The organism is Aeromonas sp. 603607 (assembly GCF_049171595.1).
GTDB classification, from domain to species: Bacteria; Pseudomonadota; Gammaproteobacteria; order Enterobacterales; family Aeromonadaceae; genus Aeromonas; species Aeromonas veronii.
Genome location: NZ_JAAKOV010000002.1, coordinates 54,266 through 70,611 on the forward strand (window position 1 = coordinate 54,266; position 16,346 = coordinate 70,611).

Below are 16,346 nucleotides of genomic sequence, written 5' to 3' on the forward strand. Positions count from 1 at the left end.
TACACCGAGATCACCTCAAGCAAGATCCTGCTCGGGCAGAACCGGGGCTGTACCGCTTCCCTGCCAGTGGCAGACCAGACCAGTTCCCTCAGCCATAAAGCCGTCGCAGACAAAGAGCCCCACCACCGCCGCCACCTGCTCGCCATAGTAAAGGATGGGGATGCGCCCCCGCTGCCACGAAGGCACGCCATACTCCTGCAGCAGCTTCTTCATCCGCCGACTGCCGCTTCGCCCCACCGGTTTGAGGGGGATCCCGGGCGCCACCAGAAAACGCACCGAGAGCGGCTCGTCCGCTCGGGGGGAACGCAGCAGCCCCTCGCCGTGCTCCGCCATGCGCACCACCAGCTCACCCAACCCGTCCGGCAGGGTCAGCGGCTCACCCACGGTCAGCGGCAATACCTGATGACAGGGTTGCAGGTCAGAGCTCACCAGATAGAGCCGCTCCTGATAACGGCGACAGCTCTGGCGCCCCCAGTTGAGCTGGGGATTGGCATCGCCGCGCGCCAGCGCTACCTCCTGCCAGAGCCGGGCAAGCTGCTCACGGGATGGCATCTCGCCCCCCTGACGGCGGATCCAGTAGCGCAGCAGGTTGTTGCGCCGTGTGGGTGAAAGGGCGTGCAGCGGGCCGATATGGAGCGCCTCCCCCTCGCCCGCCAGCTGCCAGTCACTCTCGGCCAGCTCATCCAGCAGCGCCTCCTGCTCGGCGCACAGGGCCATGCTGCGCGCAGCGGTCTGGGCCATGGCGGGCCAGCGCGCCTTGAGTTGGGGGATAAGCATCTGGCGCAAAAAGTTGCGGTCATAGCTCACGTCCTGATTGCTCTCATCCTCCACCCAGCCAAAGGGGAGGCTCGCCGCCGCCTCGGCCAGCTCGGCGCGACTCATATCTAGCAGCGGCCGCAGCAACAGGCCACCGGCAAAGGGCTGGCTTGGCAAGATCCCCGCCAGCCCGCGCAGACCGGCGCCGCGCTTGAGGGCCAGCAGCAGGGTCTCCAGCTGATCGTCCTGATGGTGGGCGGTGAGCAGCCACTCCCCCTCCCGCATCCGGGCGGTCAGCCGCTGGTAACGGGCTGTGCGCGCCTGCGCCTCCAGACTATCGCCATTGCCGCGGGCCAGAGTTACCCGCTCGACCAGCAGCGCCACCGCCAATTGCTGACACACCGCTTCACAATGAGCGACCCACTCATCGGCATGGGGACTGAGGCCGTGGTGCACGTGCAGGGCGCGAAGTGGCAGGCTGTGCTCGCGGGCATACTGCGCCGCCAGCACCAGCAGCAGGGTGGAGTCGAGGCCGCCACTGAAGGCCACCAGCAGACCGGTGGAACCTTCCGGCGCTGGCATAGTCAGACAAAAGCGAGAATAAAGATGAGAAATCATAGGCTTCCCCAAAACGGACCGGCCGATCTTAGCAGAGTCGGGCTTATCAAGCTGCAACCCTGCTGCTAGAGTGAGGCTCGCCCGCCCTCTCCACCAGGCTGGCCGCAAGGCGGTCGCACAACTGATTGGAGCAAGGAAGATGGGCAGGGAAGCAAACAATCGGAATTGGAATCAAACAAGATGAACAATAAGAAAAGCTTACTGGCCGGCCTGATTGGACTGGCCCTGCTGGCTGGCTGCAGTCAGGCACCGCAAGACTCCCCCAAACACTCCGAGCTGGCGCTGGCCAATATGGACACCCAGGTCAAACCCGGCGATGACTTCTTCCGTTACGTCAATGGCAAGTGGCTCGCCACCGCCAAGATCCCCGACGATCGCCCCGCCGATGGCGCCTTCTACATGCTGCGGGACAAATCCCTCGCCGATGTGCGGGTGCTGGTCGAGGGGCTGGCCAAGCAGGAGGCAGCCACCGGCACGCCGACCCAGCAGATCCGCGATCTCTACGCCAGCTATCTGGATCAGGCTAGCCGTGACACCAAAGGGCTCACCCCGCTGGCACCGGCGCTAGCCGACATCGATCGGATCGGTGATCAGGCCGCGCTGGCCCGTGCCTTTGCCCAAAGTGGCCGCATGGGCGGCGGCGCGCCGTTTGGCATCTGGATCGACGCCGATGCCAAGTCCCCCGACCGCTATGCTGTCTACCTCTATCAAGGTGGACTGGGACTGCCGGATCGGGACTACTACCTCAAGCAGGATCCCGAGAGTCAGGCCCTGCGCCAGAAGTACCAGCAGCATATCGCCGCCATGCTGAGCCGCCTCGGGGAATCTGACCCGAGCGGCAAGGCCAAGCGGATTCTGGCCCTCGAAACCCGGCTCGCCACCATCCAGTGGGACAACGTGGCCCTGCGGGATCGGGAGAAGAACTACAACAAGCGCCCCGCCAGCGAACTGGCACGCCTCGCCCCCCATCTCGACTGGCAGGCTTATCTCAATGCCGCAGGCATTGCTGGCCAGCCGGAGCTCATTATCGGTCAGCCGACCTATCTGAGCGCGCTGGATCAGGTGATGGCCCAGACTCCCATCGCCGACTGGCAGGCCTACCTCAAGTGGCAACTGCTGACCGATTACGCCCCCTATCTTGACAGCGAGACCGACCGCGCCAACTTCGCCTTCTACGGCACCACATTGAGCGGCACGCCCAAGCAGCGGGCCAGCTGGGAGCGGGCGCTCGGGGTGCTGAACGATCATCTGGGTGAAGCAGTCGGCCAGCTCTATGTGGCCCGCTACTTCCCGCCAGCGGCCAAGGAGCGGATGGAGCTGCTGGTGGAGAACCTGCGCACCGCCTACGGCCAGAGCATCAAGGAGCTCGACTGGATGTCGCCCGAGACCAAGGCGCAGGCACTCGAGAAGCTGGCCAAGTTCCGCCCCAAGATCGGCTACCCCGACAAGTGGAAGGATTACAGCGCCATCACCATCAAACCGGATGATCTGGTGGGCAACCTGCAACGCTCGCAAGCCTTTGAATACGCAGACAGTCTGGCGCGCCTCGGCAAACCGGTCGACCGGGACGAGTGGCACATGTCGCCTCAAACGGTGAACGCCTACTACAACCCGAGCAACAACGAGATCGTCTTCCCGGCGGCCATCTTGCAGCCCCCCTTCTTCGACATGACGGCGGATGATGCGGTCAACTACGGCGCCATCGGCGGGGTGATCGGCCACGAGATGGGCCACGGTTTTGATGATCAGGGGGCCAAATCCGACGGTGATGGCATGATGCGCGACTGGTGGACACCGCAGGATCTCAAGGAGTTTCGCTTCCGCACCAGCCGGCTGGTGGCCCAGTACAACCGCTTCGAGCCCATCAACGGCCAGTTCGTCAACGGCCAGTTTACCCTGGGGGAGAACATTGGCGATCTCGGCGGTCTCACCATCGCCCACAAGGCCTACGAGCTGTCGCTGGATGGCAAGGAGGCGCCGGTGCTGGATGGCTTCACCGGCGAACAGCGCTTCTTCCTCGGCTGGGCGCAGGTGTGGAAGGGGATGTATCGCCCCGAGCTGATGCAGATGCTGCTGCGCTCCGACCCCCACTCGCCCCCCGAGTACCGGGTCAACGGCGTGGTGCCGAACATTCCCGCCTTCTACGAGGCATTCAACATCCAGCCGGGGGACAAGCTCTATCTGCCGCCCCAGAAGCGGGTGAAGATCTGGTAACAGCATCACGTCGGGCTCCCCGAGAGCCCGCACTCAAGAGACAGCAAGAGGTTGCAAGATGAACAGAGCATTGATGATGGCAGGGCTGCTGACCCTGCCGCTGGCGGCACAAGCCGAAGAGGGATTTAGCAAGCAACTGACCCTCCCCTCCGGGCAGGTGATCCGGATGGCGCAGGGGGTGGGTGAGCCCGCCTCCATCGGCAGCTATGACGTGCGGCTCTACTCGGGCCAGAACGCCCAATTTCCACTGGATGAGTTTCAGGATGGCAAGGTGATGGCCCGTAACGGCTTTATCCGGGAGCTGAAACTGGTCGATTTGAATGGCGACAAGCAGCCCGAGCTGGTGGTCATCATCGAGAGCGCTGGCAGCGGCAGCTATCAGGATGCCGATGCCTACACCGTCAGCCCGCAAGGGGAGCTGGAGCTCTTCAATCAGGTCAAGGAGCTGGAGCCCAAAGAGGATGTGGTCAAGGCGCTCAAAAGCCCGCAGGACTAAGCCCTCTCCCGGAATCTGAAATATAAAAAGCCCTGATGATCAGGGCTTTGTTGTTTCTGCTGTTGGCGTAACCAGCTCAGAGGCGGGTCGCACGAATGGAGACCTGTGGCAGCGCCATCTCGTGCTGGGCCGCCACCAGTTGCAGCTCGTAGGCCCCCGTCAACCAGGTACGAGCCAGCACGGCATCCACGCTGGCGTTGGTAAGCTCGAACGCCGCTACCGGGGTACAACCCGCCAGCAGATTGGCCAGCATGGTGGCGCTCAGCAGATCCCCCACCCCGATGGGATGGCGGGCAAAGGGGTAGAGCGGGCGGGAGAGGTGAAAGGTCCCCTCCTCGCACACCAGCAGCATTTCGAAGCGGTCCATGGCAAAGCCGGCCTTGCCCAGATGCTTGACCATCACCAGCTTGACCCCTTGCGCGCGCAGCTGCTGGCACGCCTCGATGGCCTCCGGCACATTGCGGATATCGCGGCCGGTGAGCTGTTCCAGTTCCAGCAGATTGGGAGCCAGCATATCGGCGCAGGCCAGTGCCCTGGTTTTCAGAAAATCGGCGACGCCGGGTGCCACTATGCACCCCTTGTCGGGGTGACCCATCACGGGGTCACAAAAATAGAGGGCGGCCGGATTGAGCGCCTTGAGCCGGGCCACAGCAGCCAGGATCTCCTCCCCCTGTTCGGCCGAGCCGAGGTAGCCGCTCAAGATCGCATCGCACTCGGCCAGCACGCCGATCTCCGCCAGGCCGTTTACCAGCTGACGGATATGGCCGCCGGGCATCACCATCCCCTGCCAGCCTTCGCTGTATTGGGTGTGGTTGGAGAACTGCACCGTGTTCATCGGCCACACCTCGATCCCGAGGCGACGCATGGGAAAAACGGCGGCGCTGTTGCCGGCACAGCCAAAGACTACGTGGGATTGAATGGAGAGCACTCGCTTCATGATTGGCGACTCACGCAATAAGAACAGGAATTCCGGAGGGAAAAACGGGCCTTGCGGCCCGTTGTTGTCACTTTCGACTGTTGTCACTGTCGATTAAAGCAGCACCTTGACGGTGTAGCTGCCATCGGCCTGACGATAGAGGCCGTGGATGTCGGTCTCGAAGCCCGGGTAGTGGGCACCGATCTCGCACAGCATCTCGAGGAACTCGAGCACCGGCAGAGAATCCTGAGTCACCATCTCGCCCGGCAGAACCAGCGGTACTCCCGGCGGGTACGGCAGGATCATGTTGGCGCTGATGCGGTCAACCATGTCACGCAACGGCACCTCTTCCAGATTGCCCGCCAGCTCTTGCTGCCATGCAGCATGCGGGGTCATCTTCATCTCCGGCAGCACATCGAACGCCTTGAACATCAGCTCCGGCAGACGGTATTTGCAGGTCAGATCATGGATGCTCTGGGCCAGCTCCTGAATGCGCATCCCTTCGTAGAAGCTCGGATCTTCACGATAGAGGCTCGGCAGGATGTTCTTGATGGTCAGGTTCAGGTCATAACCACGCTTGAACTCGGTCAGGGCGCGCAGCAGCTGCATCGCCTTGGACTGATCGATACCGATGGAGAAGAGGAACAGCATGTTGTAGGGGCCGGTCTTCTCCACCACGATACCGCGCTCGTCCAGGAACTTGGAGACCAGTGAAGCAGGGATGCCGTTGTCCAGCAGTTGGCCGTCACGACCCATACCCGGGGTCAGCAGAGTGACCTTGATCGGATCCAGGTACATGTGGTTGTCATCGATGTCCTTGAAGCCGTGCCAGTCATCTTTCGGATCCAGCTTCCAGCACTCGACGGTGTCGATGTTATCCGGCTGCCATACGTCGAAGAACCAGCCTTCGCTCTGATCACGCAGACGCTTGATCTCTTTGCGGAAGGAGATGGCGCGATCGATGGAGTCCTTGATCAGCCGCTTGCCGGTGTTGCCACGCATCATGGCAGCGGAGATCTCGGTAGAGGCCACGATGCCGTATTGCGGCGAGGTGGAGGTGTGCATCATGAAGGCTTCGTTGAAGGTCTCTTCCTCCACGTCACCCTTGATGTGGATCATCGAGGCCTGGGAGAAGGCCGCCAGCAGCTTGTGGGTGGACTGGGTTTCGTAGAACACCTTGCCCGGCATGGCTTCGCCGCTCATGCCGCACTTGCCTTCATAGATCGGGCTGAAGTTGGTGTAAGGCACCCAGGCACTGTCGAAGTGGATGTAAGGGGTATCCAGACTCTCCTTGATGAAGCCGGTGTTGTAGAGCAGGCCATCATAGGTAGAGTTGGTGACGACGGCGTAGCGGGGAGCCTGGGCACCCGGTGTTGCGGCAACCTTGGCAGCTATGGTGTCGCGGCTGAACTCGCTCTGCGGGATACCACCCAGAATGCCGTAGGCGTTGCGGGTCGGACGGAAGTAGATCGGGGTCACGTCGTTCATCATCATCAGGTGAGTGAGCGACTTGTGGCAGTTGCGATCCACCAGCACAGTGCTGCCGGCTGGCGCTGAGTACATACCGACGATCTTGTTGGCAGTGGAGGTGCCGTTGGTAACGATGTAGGAGCGATCGGCGTTGAAGGTACGGGCGATGTACTCTTCGGCTTCCTTGTGCGGACCGGAGTGATCCAGCAGGGAGCCCAGCTCCGGCATGGAGATGGAGACGTCGGCCTTGAACGCGTTCGGGCCATAGAAGTCATAGAAGATGCTGCCAGCCGGGCTCATCTGGAAGGCGGTACCGCCCATGTGACCCGGCGTACAGAAGGTGTATTTACCCTCTTCCACGTACTTGAACAGTGCCTTGGTGAACGGCGGCAGGATAGCGTCCTGATACTCCTGAGTGGCCTGACCCATCTTGAGGGCGATGTCGTCAGCCATGCCGAGACGGTACTCGAAGAAGTGCACGTTCAGACGCAGGTCGGTCAGGTGAATGTCCAGGGTGGACTGGTCGTTGGCAAAGGCAAAGATCGGCAGCTTCTCGTTGCGATCATGGATCTCCTTGCACAGGCCCAGAGAGTATTTGTCCCAGTCGAAGATGGCGCCGCAAACGCGGGGGTTCTTCTCGATCAGTTTCAGCAGGTCGGCGACGTCTACCGGATAAACAACCTCGAAACCCTTGCGCTCGAGGGAGGCTTGTAGCTGGCGAATGGGTTCTTCTTTAAAGAAAACGCCCAGGTGGTTGAGGATGGCAATGATATTCATCGTAATGCTCCACACGTAAAGGGGCGCTCTCCATCAGGGATGGTGAGTGAAGAGCGCTCGGAAGATAAAAGGGGGAATTAGTTGCTGGGTTGCTCGTTGAGCAGGGCGTCGTGCTGACGCAGACCCTGTTTTTTGGCGTAGAACATCAGGATGATGAGCGACACCACGAAGGTAGCGGTAAGGTTGGAACCCTTGGCGCCCATCAGGGCCACCAGACAGAAGACACAGGCCACACCGGAGAAGATCATGGCGCCGATGCTGCGGGAGGTCATGCCCTCAAAGCGGATCAGGTTAATGCTGGAGTAGAAGTAGGGCAGCATGGTCAGCAACACCGCATCTGTGGTCAGCACATTGAAGAGGTCGGCAGCGTGGGCGGACTGGGAGGTGAAGGCGGTCAGGCCAATCATCAGGGCAGTCATCTTGAGGGAGCCCAGGATCAGACCCTTCTTGGCCACGCCGTTCTTGTCCACTTCACCATAGATTTTCGGGAAGTTGCCGTCGTTGGCGGCACGCTTGCCCGCCTCGCCCACCAGCATCATCCAGGAACCGAGCGAGGTGAAGCAGGCCAGGGCGGTGAAGGCAGAGACGAATGGTGCAGACCAGCTACCGAAGATGGCGGAAGAGGCCATGGCAAACGGGGCGCCGGAGGCAGCCACTTCACCGGCCGGGAACATGCCGCTGATCACCTGGGTAGAGAGGATGTAGATAACACCGGCGATACCGGTACCCAGCATGGTAGCGAGCGGTACGGTGCGCTTGGGATTCTTCACCATGCCGGAAGAGACGGCGGCAGATTCAACACCGACGAAAGACCAGAGGCAGATCAGCACGGCGCTGATGACCGCATGCAGGTCGCTGCCGCTGGTGGTGTTCCAGTTCTGGCTGTAGACAGTGGCATCAAAATGACCCCAGCCCATCACCGCTGTACCGACAACTGGCAGCAGGATCAGCACCAGACCCAGAGTACAGAGTCGGCTCACCCAGCTACCGCCAAGCAGGTTGACGAAGGTGAAGATCCAGACGGCAGCGATGGTGGCTGCGGCGGCCGGAATTGGGCTATTGAGAATGGGGAAGAAGACCGAGAGGTAGGAGACACCGGTAATGGCGATGGCCAGGTTACCGATCCAGTTGGCGTGGTAATAGAGCACACCGGTCTGGAAACCGAACACCGGAGAGATCTCGCCAGCGTAAGCAATGGGGCCACCCTCTTGCGGGTTCTTGGTAGCAAGGCGGGCGAAGACAAAGGCGAGGCCCATGGCGCCTACCAGACAGATTGCCCAGCTAAAGACAGAGATGGAGCCGATGGTGGCCAGTGCCGAAGGCAGCAGCGCAATACCACTCCCCATCATGTTGCCGGCCACCACACCTGTACAGGCGATAAGGCCAATCTTCTTGCTCGTATCTAGGGACATAAGATCTCCGGTTCTATAAAAGGTCGGGTCGTCACATACACATTTGGCGGAACGCCCCGCCAAAGAATGGGCACAGACTAGGCCTCTCATCCCCGGAAAACATAAAGACCAGCTAACGGATAAAAATATGAGCCAACTTTTTTCGCTGTCTCATTATTTTTGATAAAAACCATTTAAAAACAGTCAATTGACATCATGTCACACCGCCGCCTTGATAAAACCTTGATATCCTTCCGCCCCATTTTTGCCCCTTGATAACCCCCTTATCTCGCCGTCTTGATATTTTTGGTCAGATAAACTCGGGATAAAGCAGCGCCCATTGCGCCCCCTCCCCTTGTAACCATCCGAACGCCCAGCTGACCATCACCCTGAGTGGCCACTCACCTCCTGTTCGCCCCTCAGCTCGGCTCATCACAATCCAAACTCAGAGGTAAAGCGCAACGGCGATAACCGGTAAGCAATGAGAAATGGGTCGAGACAGACAGCTTATCCCGCAACCGACAATGAGCAGATGTCACAAGCTGCGTGCGCGGCGTGAAGCCGAACAAACGCGAGTGCAGCGAATGCCGCGTGCAAGACAAAGGCAGATAGTGGGGAACTGCGGGGGGATAAATCGGGCCGCACCAGAGCGACTATCCCCAGTGGCAAACAAGCAGGATTGAAACAAGCAGAAACAGCACAGGCCGCCCGAAGGCAGCCTGTGGATGGGGTCGGCAACCGCGCCGGCCGAAGGAAAACCCAAACTGCGGTGTTAGAAGAGCTTCACCTTACTCTGACCCAGCGCATTGAACAGAGCCGGGGTGAGGCTCTCCATATTGCTGTAGAAACCGAGCTGCTGGCAGAGCAGATAGGTCTGCTCGGTCGCCTCCATCAGGAAGGCCTGACTGTAGGCATCCCCCGCCGCCTCAGGGCGACCGTCCAGCTCCGCCAGCTTGCCCTGCAGTATGTAGTAGAGCACCGAGCGGCCGCGACTCGCCGCCTTCTCTAGCAGATAGTTGGCCTGCTGTTGCTGGCCGTTGAGGATCGCCTGCAGGGTCAACGCCTCCCACACCCGAGCAGGGAGAGCACCGCTGTTTTGCACCACGCTGGCGAGATGAGTGCCAATCCCCTGCAGCCGCTCGCTCTCGGATTTGCCCGCCAGGGTGGCCAGCGCCTCGCCAGCCAGATAGCGCTCCGCCAACAGCAGCGGCTGATCCGGATGGGCAATCAGCGCCTGCTCCAGCAGATCGATGCCGCGCTTGAGGGCGACCGGATCCCGGCTGTTGATGTAGTACTGCGCCTCCATCATCGCCATCAGGGAGGCATCATCGGTCGGCCAGCCCATCCCCGGCTCGGCATCGGGTTGGTCGAGGGCGCGCAGCAGATCCTGGCTGCTGGCCTGCAACACGCCGTGCACACTGTGGCGACTGAGCTGGTACTGATGGCTGAACAGCACCCGGTTGGTGTTGATATTGCGATACTCCAGATCGAGATAGGTGCCGCGCGGCTGGCGGGTGACCCGCACACTCAGCTCCTTGCCGGGCATGATGCCCCCCATCAGAGTGGTGGCACCATACTGCACCCGCAGCGGTGTAGCCACGGCCACCTCCCCCATCAGGGCGCGGGTAATGCCATCGGCGAGGCGCACGTTCTCGTTGTTGTCATCCATACCGGAGTGAAAGCGGAACACCAGCAGATTGGGATCCAGCATGGCATGTACCTGGGGGCTGGTGTGCTGGTAGCTGAGCATGCTGACAATGGCGATCAGCACGATGGCCACGAAGATATCGAAACTCACCATCTTCCAGCGGCTGCGGGCATCCTTGGCATGGGTGGAGATGGCGCGGGTCAGGGGCCCGGCGGGAAAAGGGGCAACATTGGGCTGTGCATCATCATCCTGCTCAGCCACGGGCGGGCTCAGATCGGAGAGCATCGGGTTGTCGGAGAGAGCGGTATTGACCGCGGGCGCGGGCTGCTCGTCCGCCATCACCACAGAAACCACCTGTAGCGGCCGCACCGGTGCCACCAGCTTGTAGCCACGCTTGGGCACGGTGACGATATAGTCGGTCGCGTCGGTGCGACCATCTTTGAGGATCTTGCGCAGTTCGAAGATGGACTGGGTCACCACCTGATCGGTCACCTCGGCGCCGTCCCACACCTCGTTGATCAGGGCATCGCGACCAAACACAGTGCCGGCATTGCGGGCCAGAAACCGCAACAGGTTGACCAGTCTGGGTTCGAGGTAGACCTCGCGGTCGGGGCGACACAGCATGTTGTCGTCAACGCTCAGGGTCCAGTCGTGGATCTCAAAAACCGATTCGCTCATGATTCACTCGCTGCAGATGGAGACAATGCACGATGAGAGAGACGCAAAACCCGGACTGACTGAACGGAACAGGATGCTGTCACGAGGTGACAGATGAAAGAGAACCGAAGCAATAAAATCTCTGTGAGCCAGTCTGGCCAGGCCATCCTGCTAGCGTCTGAAGGGCATCCTTGCGGGCATTCCGACTAACGGGATCGGAAAAAAGCACTTTAAGCAAAACGGGAGCTGGATCCCACTTTTTTTGGCTATAAATCGCCGTTGAGTTGATCCGACCCCGCATTTTTCAGCAAATAGCGTGCCAATGAGTGCTCATATGAACACCCCATCTATCTGAATCAAAAAAGCCCTGAACATCAGGGCTTTCTCATTTCTTCGACCATCGGGGAGACGTTACTTCGCTACCGGAAGCGCATCCTGCTGACGACTGCGGCGCAGATGACGCCGCCACAACGAGAAGCCGCCGTAGCCAAGACTCAGCACCACCGCATAGAGCACCTGAGAGGAGAGCGCCACCAGCACCAGGGCGCAGAGCAGCACGCTCACCCCCGCCAGCCCCTTGCCCACACCGCCAAGCAGACGCCAGCCCGCCGCCATGCAGAGCAGGTAGACCAGCACGAAGTTGCCGTTGGCGTAGCGGATCAGCTCATCGAGCGGCAGTCGCAGCCAGATGATCAGGGTGATGCAGAGCAGACAGATAGCGAGCACCAGACCGAGTGCCCGCAGCGGCGCGCCGCGCGCGGTGAGTACGGCCAGCGAGGGGGGCAACTTGCCTTCCCGCGCCATGCTCCAGATCAGCCGGGCAAAGCCCTGAATGTAGATATTGATGCTGGCAAAGCAGGAGAGGTAGCCGAGCACCGCCACCAGCCACTTGGCGGTGGGGCCGAACAACAGCGCCAGCAGGGAGGGGATGGCGGTGGCGTTTTTCGCCTCATCGCCGTAGAGGCCATATTTGAGCACCACCAGCGAGTGTACCCAGTAGATGAGCCCCGCCAGCAGTACACCGCCGAGCAGGGCGATGGGGTAGTCCCGCTCCGGCCGCTTGAACTCCTCCCCCATATGAGCAAAGGCTTCCAGCCCGACGAAACACCAGAACATCACCGCCAGCGCAGTGGCCATAGGGGGCCACTCATCCGCGCTCGGCAGCGGCCGGGCCGCATCGCGCCAGCTCACCTCCCCCTTGAACCAGATAAGCAGGGTGAGCCCCAAAATGGCCAGCGCGATCAGCAACTGCAGGTTGCCGGAGGAGCGCGCCCCGCGCAGCCCCAGCAGAAAGACCCCGAGCAGGGTCAGCAGCTGGATGGCCCAGAGGGTCCACTCCCCCATCTCGAACAGGGCGTGCCAGAAGCCGGCGGCAATCATCAGGGCGGCAGGCAGCCCCACCGGCAGCACAGCCAGAAACAGGAAGGCGGAGAAGCGCTCGGCGCCGTTGCCAAAGGCGAGGCCAATCAGGTGCGGCGCACCGCCCGCATGGGGATAGCGACGGCCGAGGCGAGCGAAGGTAAAGGCGATGGGCAGCACCAGCGCTATCAGCAGCAACCAGGCCCAGAGCGAGGCCCCACCCGCCAGCGAGGCGGCAGTCGCCGGTACCACGAAGATCCCGGTGCCGAGCAGCGAGGTGGCGAGCAGCCCCATCCCCTGCCAGAGCCCGAGATCCTTTTTCAACCCAGACATATCCTTTTGTCCCGACTAGAAAAACATCCCGCCATGTTAGGCCTGCTCCGCCCCTTTGTTAAGCACGATGGTTAAGCGCGGCGGCGAGAATATGCAGCCTTTTATTCAGGCTCGGGCCCAGCTTGCAGGGATTCGGCCAGAAAATCCCCCAGCAGGGTGATCTTGAGCACCTGCCGCCGCGCCGCCGGATAGATGAAGTAGAGGGTCTTGGCCGGGCTCTGATAGCGGCCAAGCAGCGGCAGCAAACGCCCCGAAGCGATATGGTCACTCACCTGTTCGGCTGGCTGCAAGGTGATGCCAGCCCCCGAGAGCGCAGCCGTCAACAAGGCTGGCCAGTGATTGATGCGCAGGCGCGAGGCGACCCGCACCTCCTCGCTCTGGCCATCCTCGCCAACAAACTGCCAGCGCTCGTGCTCGCCCCAGTTGCCGTGCAGACACTGGTGGCGGGCAAGATCGGCCGGATGACGGGGCACGCCGCGGCGATTGAGGTAGTCGGGGGCCGCGCAGAGCCGGTAGTGCTGGGTCAGCAGCGGACGGGCGATCAGCGCCTCATCCTGCGGGCGCAGGGTGCGGATGGCGGCATCGAACCCCTCCTCCACCAGATCGACCCAGCGAGGAGTGAGCTGCAGATCCAGATCCAGCTTGGGGTAGCGGTCGAGAAAAGCGGGCAGCAGCGGCACCAGCCGGTGGTGGCCAAAGCTGAGGGGGGCGGCGATGCGCAGCCGTCCGGCCGGCTCGGCCAGCAGATTCTGGGTGAGCGACTCGGTCAGTGCCATCTCCTCCTGTACCCGCTGGCAGCGAGCCAAAAACAGCTGGCCCAGTTCGGTGAGGGTCTGCTGGCGGGTGGTCTTGTGAAACAGCTTGCCCCCCAGCCACTGCTCCAGCCCCAGCACATGCTTGCCCACCATCTGGGCGCTGATCCCCTCTTCGCTCGCCACCGCGCTATAGGAGCCTAGATCCACCACCCGGGTGAAGATACGCATGCTGGTCAATCGGTCCACAACCCCTCCTTTTTGCCCGTTTCAAGGCCGTTTGTCCCGCGACCAGGGCCCAGATTCACAACCAAAAGTTTAGTAATAAATGGATTTTAGCCAATTTATTCAACTTTTAGTTACCAATACAGTGATGCCGTCCCTTCCCCACAGGATAAATTCCCATGAAAAGCACCTATCTGGCCGCATTACTGGTCGGTCTGCTGGCCAGCGGCGCCAGTCAGGCTGCCGAGAGCAGCTTTATAAGCAACCACGATCATGCCCCTGCCTCAGCAACTCAAGCCCGGCCCGATATCTTTCGGGTCAGCCTGCTCGGCACCGGCACTCCGGTACCCCAGATCAGCCGTGGCGGTTACAGCACTCTGGTCGAGGCGGGCAACCAGAAGCTGGTGTTCGATTTTGGCCGCAACTCCGCCACTCGCCTGTGGCAGCTGCATATCCCCATCGGCCGGATCAACGCCTTCTTCCTCACCCACTTTCACTCCGACCACACCAACGGGCTGGCGGATCTCTGGCTGACCGGCTGGCTGCAACCGGCCTATGGCCAGCGCCACGCGCCGATGGAACTCTACGGCCCCAAAGGCACCACAGCTCTCGCCCGTGGCTTGCAGCAGGCCTACGCCACCGACATCGCCACCCGGGTCAAGGATGAGGGTACGCCGCTGGATGGGGTGGAGATCAACAGCCACGAGGTTACCGCCGGGGTGGTCTACAACCATGACGGGGTCAAGGTAACCGCCTTTGACAACGACCACGGGGTCAACATCAAGCCGTCATTCGGCTATCGCATCGACTATCACGGCCATAGCGTGGTGCTCTCCGGCGATACCCGCTACAGCCCCGAAGTGGTGAAGCAGGCCAAAGGGGCCGATCTGCTGGTGCACTGCGTCTCCATGACCTCTGCCGAGCAGATGAAGGCCAACCCCGGCTACAAGGCGATCGCCGGTCACCTCGCCTCTCCAGAGCAGGCGGCCCGGGTAATGAACGAAGCCAAACCGGCGCTGACCGTGTTCAGCCATATCGGCCTCAACGGCAAGATCAGGGTCAAAGATCTGGCGCAGGATCTGCGTGCCCGCTACTCGGGCCCCTTTGTCATCGGCAACGACCTGATGCAGATTGATCTGCCCACCACGGCCTCCGGCAAGGGCTACGCCCTCTGGCAGTCGGAGAATATCGACAATGCCCAATCCTGAATCCCGGCCATAAAAAAGCCGCCTCTTGCGAGGCGGCTTCTTCATTCAACTTGGTAACCGACGTTATCAGGCAATCAGCTTGTAGATGATACCGGACATGGCGATCAGGCCGATGATGGTCACGAAACCGTTGCTGATGTTGCCAGCGTATTTGCGCATGGCCGGAACCTTGGTGATGGCGTACATCGGCATCAGGAACAGCAGCATTGCGATGATCGGGCCGCCCAGGTCTTCAATCATGCCGAGGATGCTCGGGTTGATGGTGGCGATGGCCCAGGTGGTCAGGATCATGAACACGGCAGTGACTTTGTTCAGTTGCTTGGTGTCAACGTTCTTGCCCTTCTCGCGCAGCGCCTTGGCCATCAGGCCGTTCATGCCCTCTTGCGCACCCAGGTAGTGACCCAGGAAGGATTTGCTGATGGCAACCATGGCGATCAGCGGAGCCACAGTACCGATAACCGGGTTATCGAAGTGGTTGGCCAGGTAGGACAGGATGGAGATGTTCTGTTCTTTGGCAGCAGCCAGGTCAGCCGGGGAGAGGCTCAGTACGCAGCTGAATACGAAGAACATAACGGTCATCACCATCATGACGTGGGCGCCCAGCAGGATGTTGCTGCACTTCTTCTCGGCACCTTCACCGTAACGACCTTTGTTGTCCACCGCGAAGGAGGAGATGATCGGGGAGTGGTTGAAGGAGAACACCATTACCGGGATAGCCAGCCACAGGGTCTTGATGAAGTCACCGTTGAAGGCGTCGGACAGGGCCGGAGCTTCAGTGATGATGGCACCGTTCCAGTGCGGGATCAGGTAGAACGCCAGACCCATCAGGGTGAGTACGAACGGGAATACCAGCACGCTCATCGCTTTGACGATAACCTGGCCGCCCAGACGAACAACCGCCATCAGACCGAGGATCAGGGCCAGTGACAGAACGGCACGGGGAGGTGCAGACATGCCCAGCTGGTGAACAATCACGCTCTCGACGGTGTTGGTGATGGCGACTGAATACATCAGCACGATCGGGTAGATGGCAAAGAAGTAGAGCAGGGTGATGAATTTGCCTGCGGTCTTGCCGAAGTGCTCTTCTACTACTTCAGTGATGTCGCCATCACGGGTAGAGCCGGACAGCACGAAGCGGGTCAGACCACGGTGAGCAAAGAAAGTCAGCGGCAGCGCCAGGATCAACATGGCAACCAGCGGCCACAGGCCACCGACACCGGCGTTGATTGGCAGGAAGAGCACACCGGCACCGATCGCGGTACCGTACAGACCCAGCATCCAGACCACATCGGCCTTGTTGACGCCGCGGGAGGTGTTGCTGGCTAAACGACCATCAGCTGCAATATTCATGTCAGACATACGTTGTTCCTGTCATCTAGGAAAATGGGATTCTTGTTTGGTCGGGCCTTGGCCCGGTTCCATCTCCCTGGAACGCCTGCTGTCCGTCCTTGATATTAACCTCTCGCCCCCCGGCAACCTGGCCATCACTCCTTGTGACAACAGGATTGCAACAAACAACAGTGCGA

The 16,346-nt window shown here is 60.9% G+C and carries 11 protein-coding genes; 3 read left to right on the forward strand and 8 right to left on the reverse strand.

All coding sequences use genetic code 11. The features are described from left to right. Positions 1-15: 15 nt before the first annotated feature. A complete protein-coding gene (gene tilS, locus G5315_RS03250) occupies positions 16-1,374 on the reverse strand; it encodes a tRNA lysidine(34) synthetase TilS (protein WP_421332419.1) in 1,359 nt (452 codons plus the stop codon). Positions 1,375-1,554: 180 nt separating this feature from the next. Here tilS and G5315_RS03255 point away from each other — a divergent pair, with 180 nt between their 5' ends. Next, positions 1,555-3,588, forward strand: a complete 2,034-nt coding sequence (locus G5315_RS03255; protein ID WP_421332421.1) for a M13 family metallopeptidase — start codon at positions 1,555-1,557, stop codon at positions 3,586-3,588. A 58-nt stretch (positions 3,589-3,646) separates the two neighbouring features. Further along, on the forward strand, positions 3,647-4,084 hold the full coding sequence (locus G5315_RS03260; protein WP_421332422.1) for a PliI family lysozyme inhibitor of I-type lysozyme: 438 nt from the start codon (positions 3,647-3,649) through the stop codon (positions 4,082-4,084). A 76-nt stretch (positions 4,085-4,160) separates the two neighbouring features. Here the strand turns inward: G5315_RS03260 and pdxY are convergent, their stop codons facing one another. From pdxY to G5315_RS03290, 6 genes are all read right to left on the reverse strand, one after another. Next, positions 4,161-5,021 carry a pyridoxal kinase PdxY gene (gene pdxY, locus G5315_RS03265; RefSeq protein WP_421332423.1) on the reverse strand — a complete coding sequence of 287 codons (861 nt, stop codon included), beginning with the start codon at positions 5,019-5,021 and terminating at the stop codon, positions 4,161-4,163. Positions 5,022-5,114: 93 nt separating this feature from the next. Beyond that, a complete protein-coding gene (locus G5315_RS03270) occupies positions 5,115-7,247 on the reverse strand; it encodes a lysine decarboxylase CadA (protein ID WP_421332424.1) in 2,133 nt (710 codons plus the stop codon). A gap of 77 nt (positions 7,248-7,324) precedes the next feature. Then, positions 7,325-8,659, reverse strand: a complete 1,335-nt coding sequence (gene cadB / locus G5315_RS03275) for a cadaverine/lysine antiporter (protein WP_033136539.1) — start codon at positions 8,657-8,659, stop codon at positions 7,325-7,327. A gap of 751 nt (positions 8,660-9,410) precedes the next feature. Continuing rightward, on the reverse strand, positions 9,411-10,964 hold the full coding sequence (gene cadC / locus G5315_RS03280) for a lysine decarboxylation/transport transcriptional activator CadC (RefSeq protein ID WP_421332425.1): 1,554 nt from the start codon (positions 10,962-10,964) through the stop codon (positions 9,411-9,413). Positions 10,965-11,354: 390 nt separating this feature from the next. Further along, a complete protein-coding gene (gene yjeH, locus G5315_RS03285; protein WP_421332426.1) occupies positions 11,355-12,635 on the reverse strand; it encodes an L-methionine/branched-chain amino acid transporter in 1,281 nt (426 codons plus the stop codon). Positions 12,636-12,736: 101 nt separating this feature from the next. Next, complete coding sequence (locus tag G5315_RS03290; protein ID WP_421332427.1) at positions 12,737-13,636, reverse strand: LysR family transcriptional regulator; 900 nt, start codon at positions 13,634-13,636, stop codon at positions 12,737-12,739. Positions 13,637-13,791: 155 nt separating this feature from the next. On the opposite strand from G5315_RS03290, the gene G5315_RS03295 reads away from it, so the two are divergent. After that, positions 13,792-14,820 carry an MBL fold metallo-hydrolase gene (locus tag G5315_RS03295; RefSeq protein WP_421332428.1) on the forward strand — a complete coding sequence of 343 codons (1,029 nt, stop codon included), beginning with the start codon at positions 13,792-13,794 and terminating at the stop codon, positions 14,818-14,820. Positions 14,821-14,886: 66 nt separating this feature from the next. Here G5315_RS03295 and G5315_RS03300 read toward each other — a convergent pair whose 3' ends face one another. Continuing rightward, on the reverse strand, positions 14,887-16,179 hold the full coding sequence (locus G5315_RS03300; RefSeq protein WP_005338498.1) for an HAAAP family serine/threonine permease: 1,293 nt from the start codon (positions 16,177-16,179) through the stop codon (positions 14,887-14,889). Positions 16,180-16,346 lie beyond the last annotated feature (167 nt).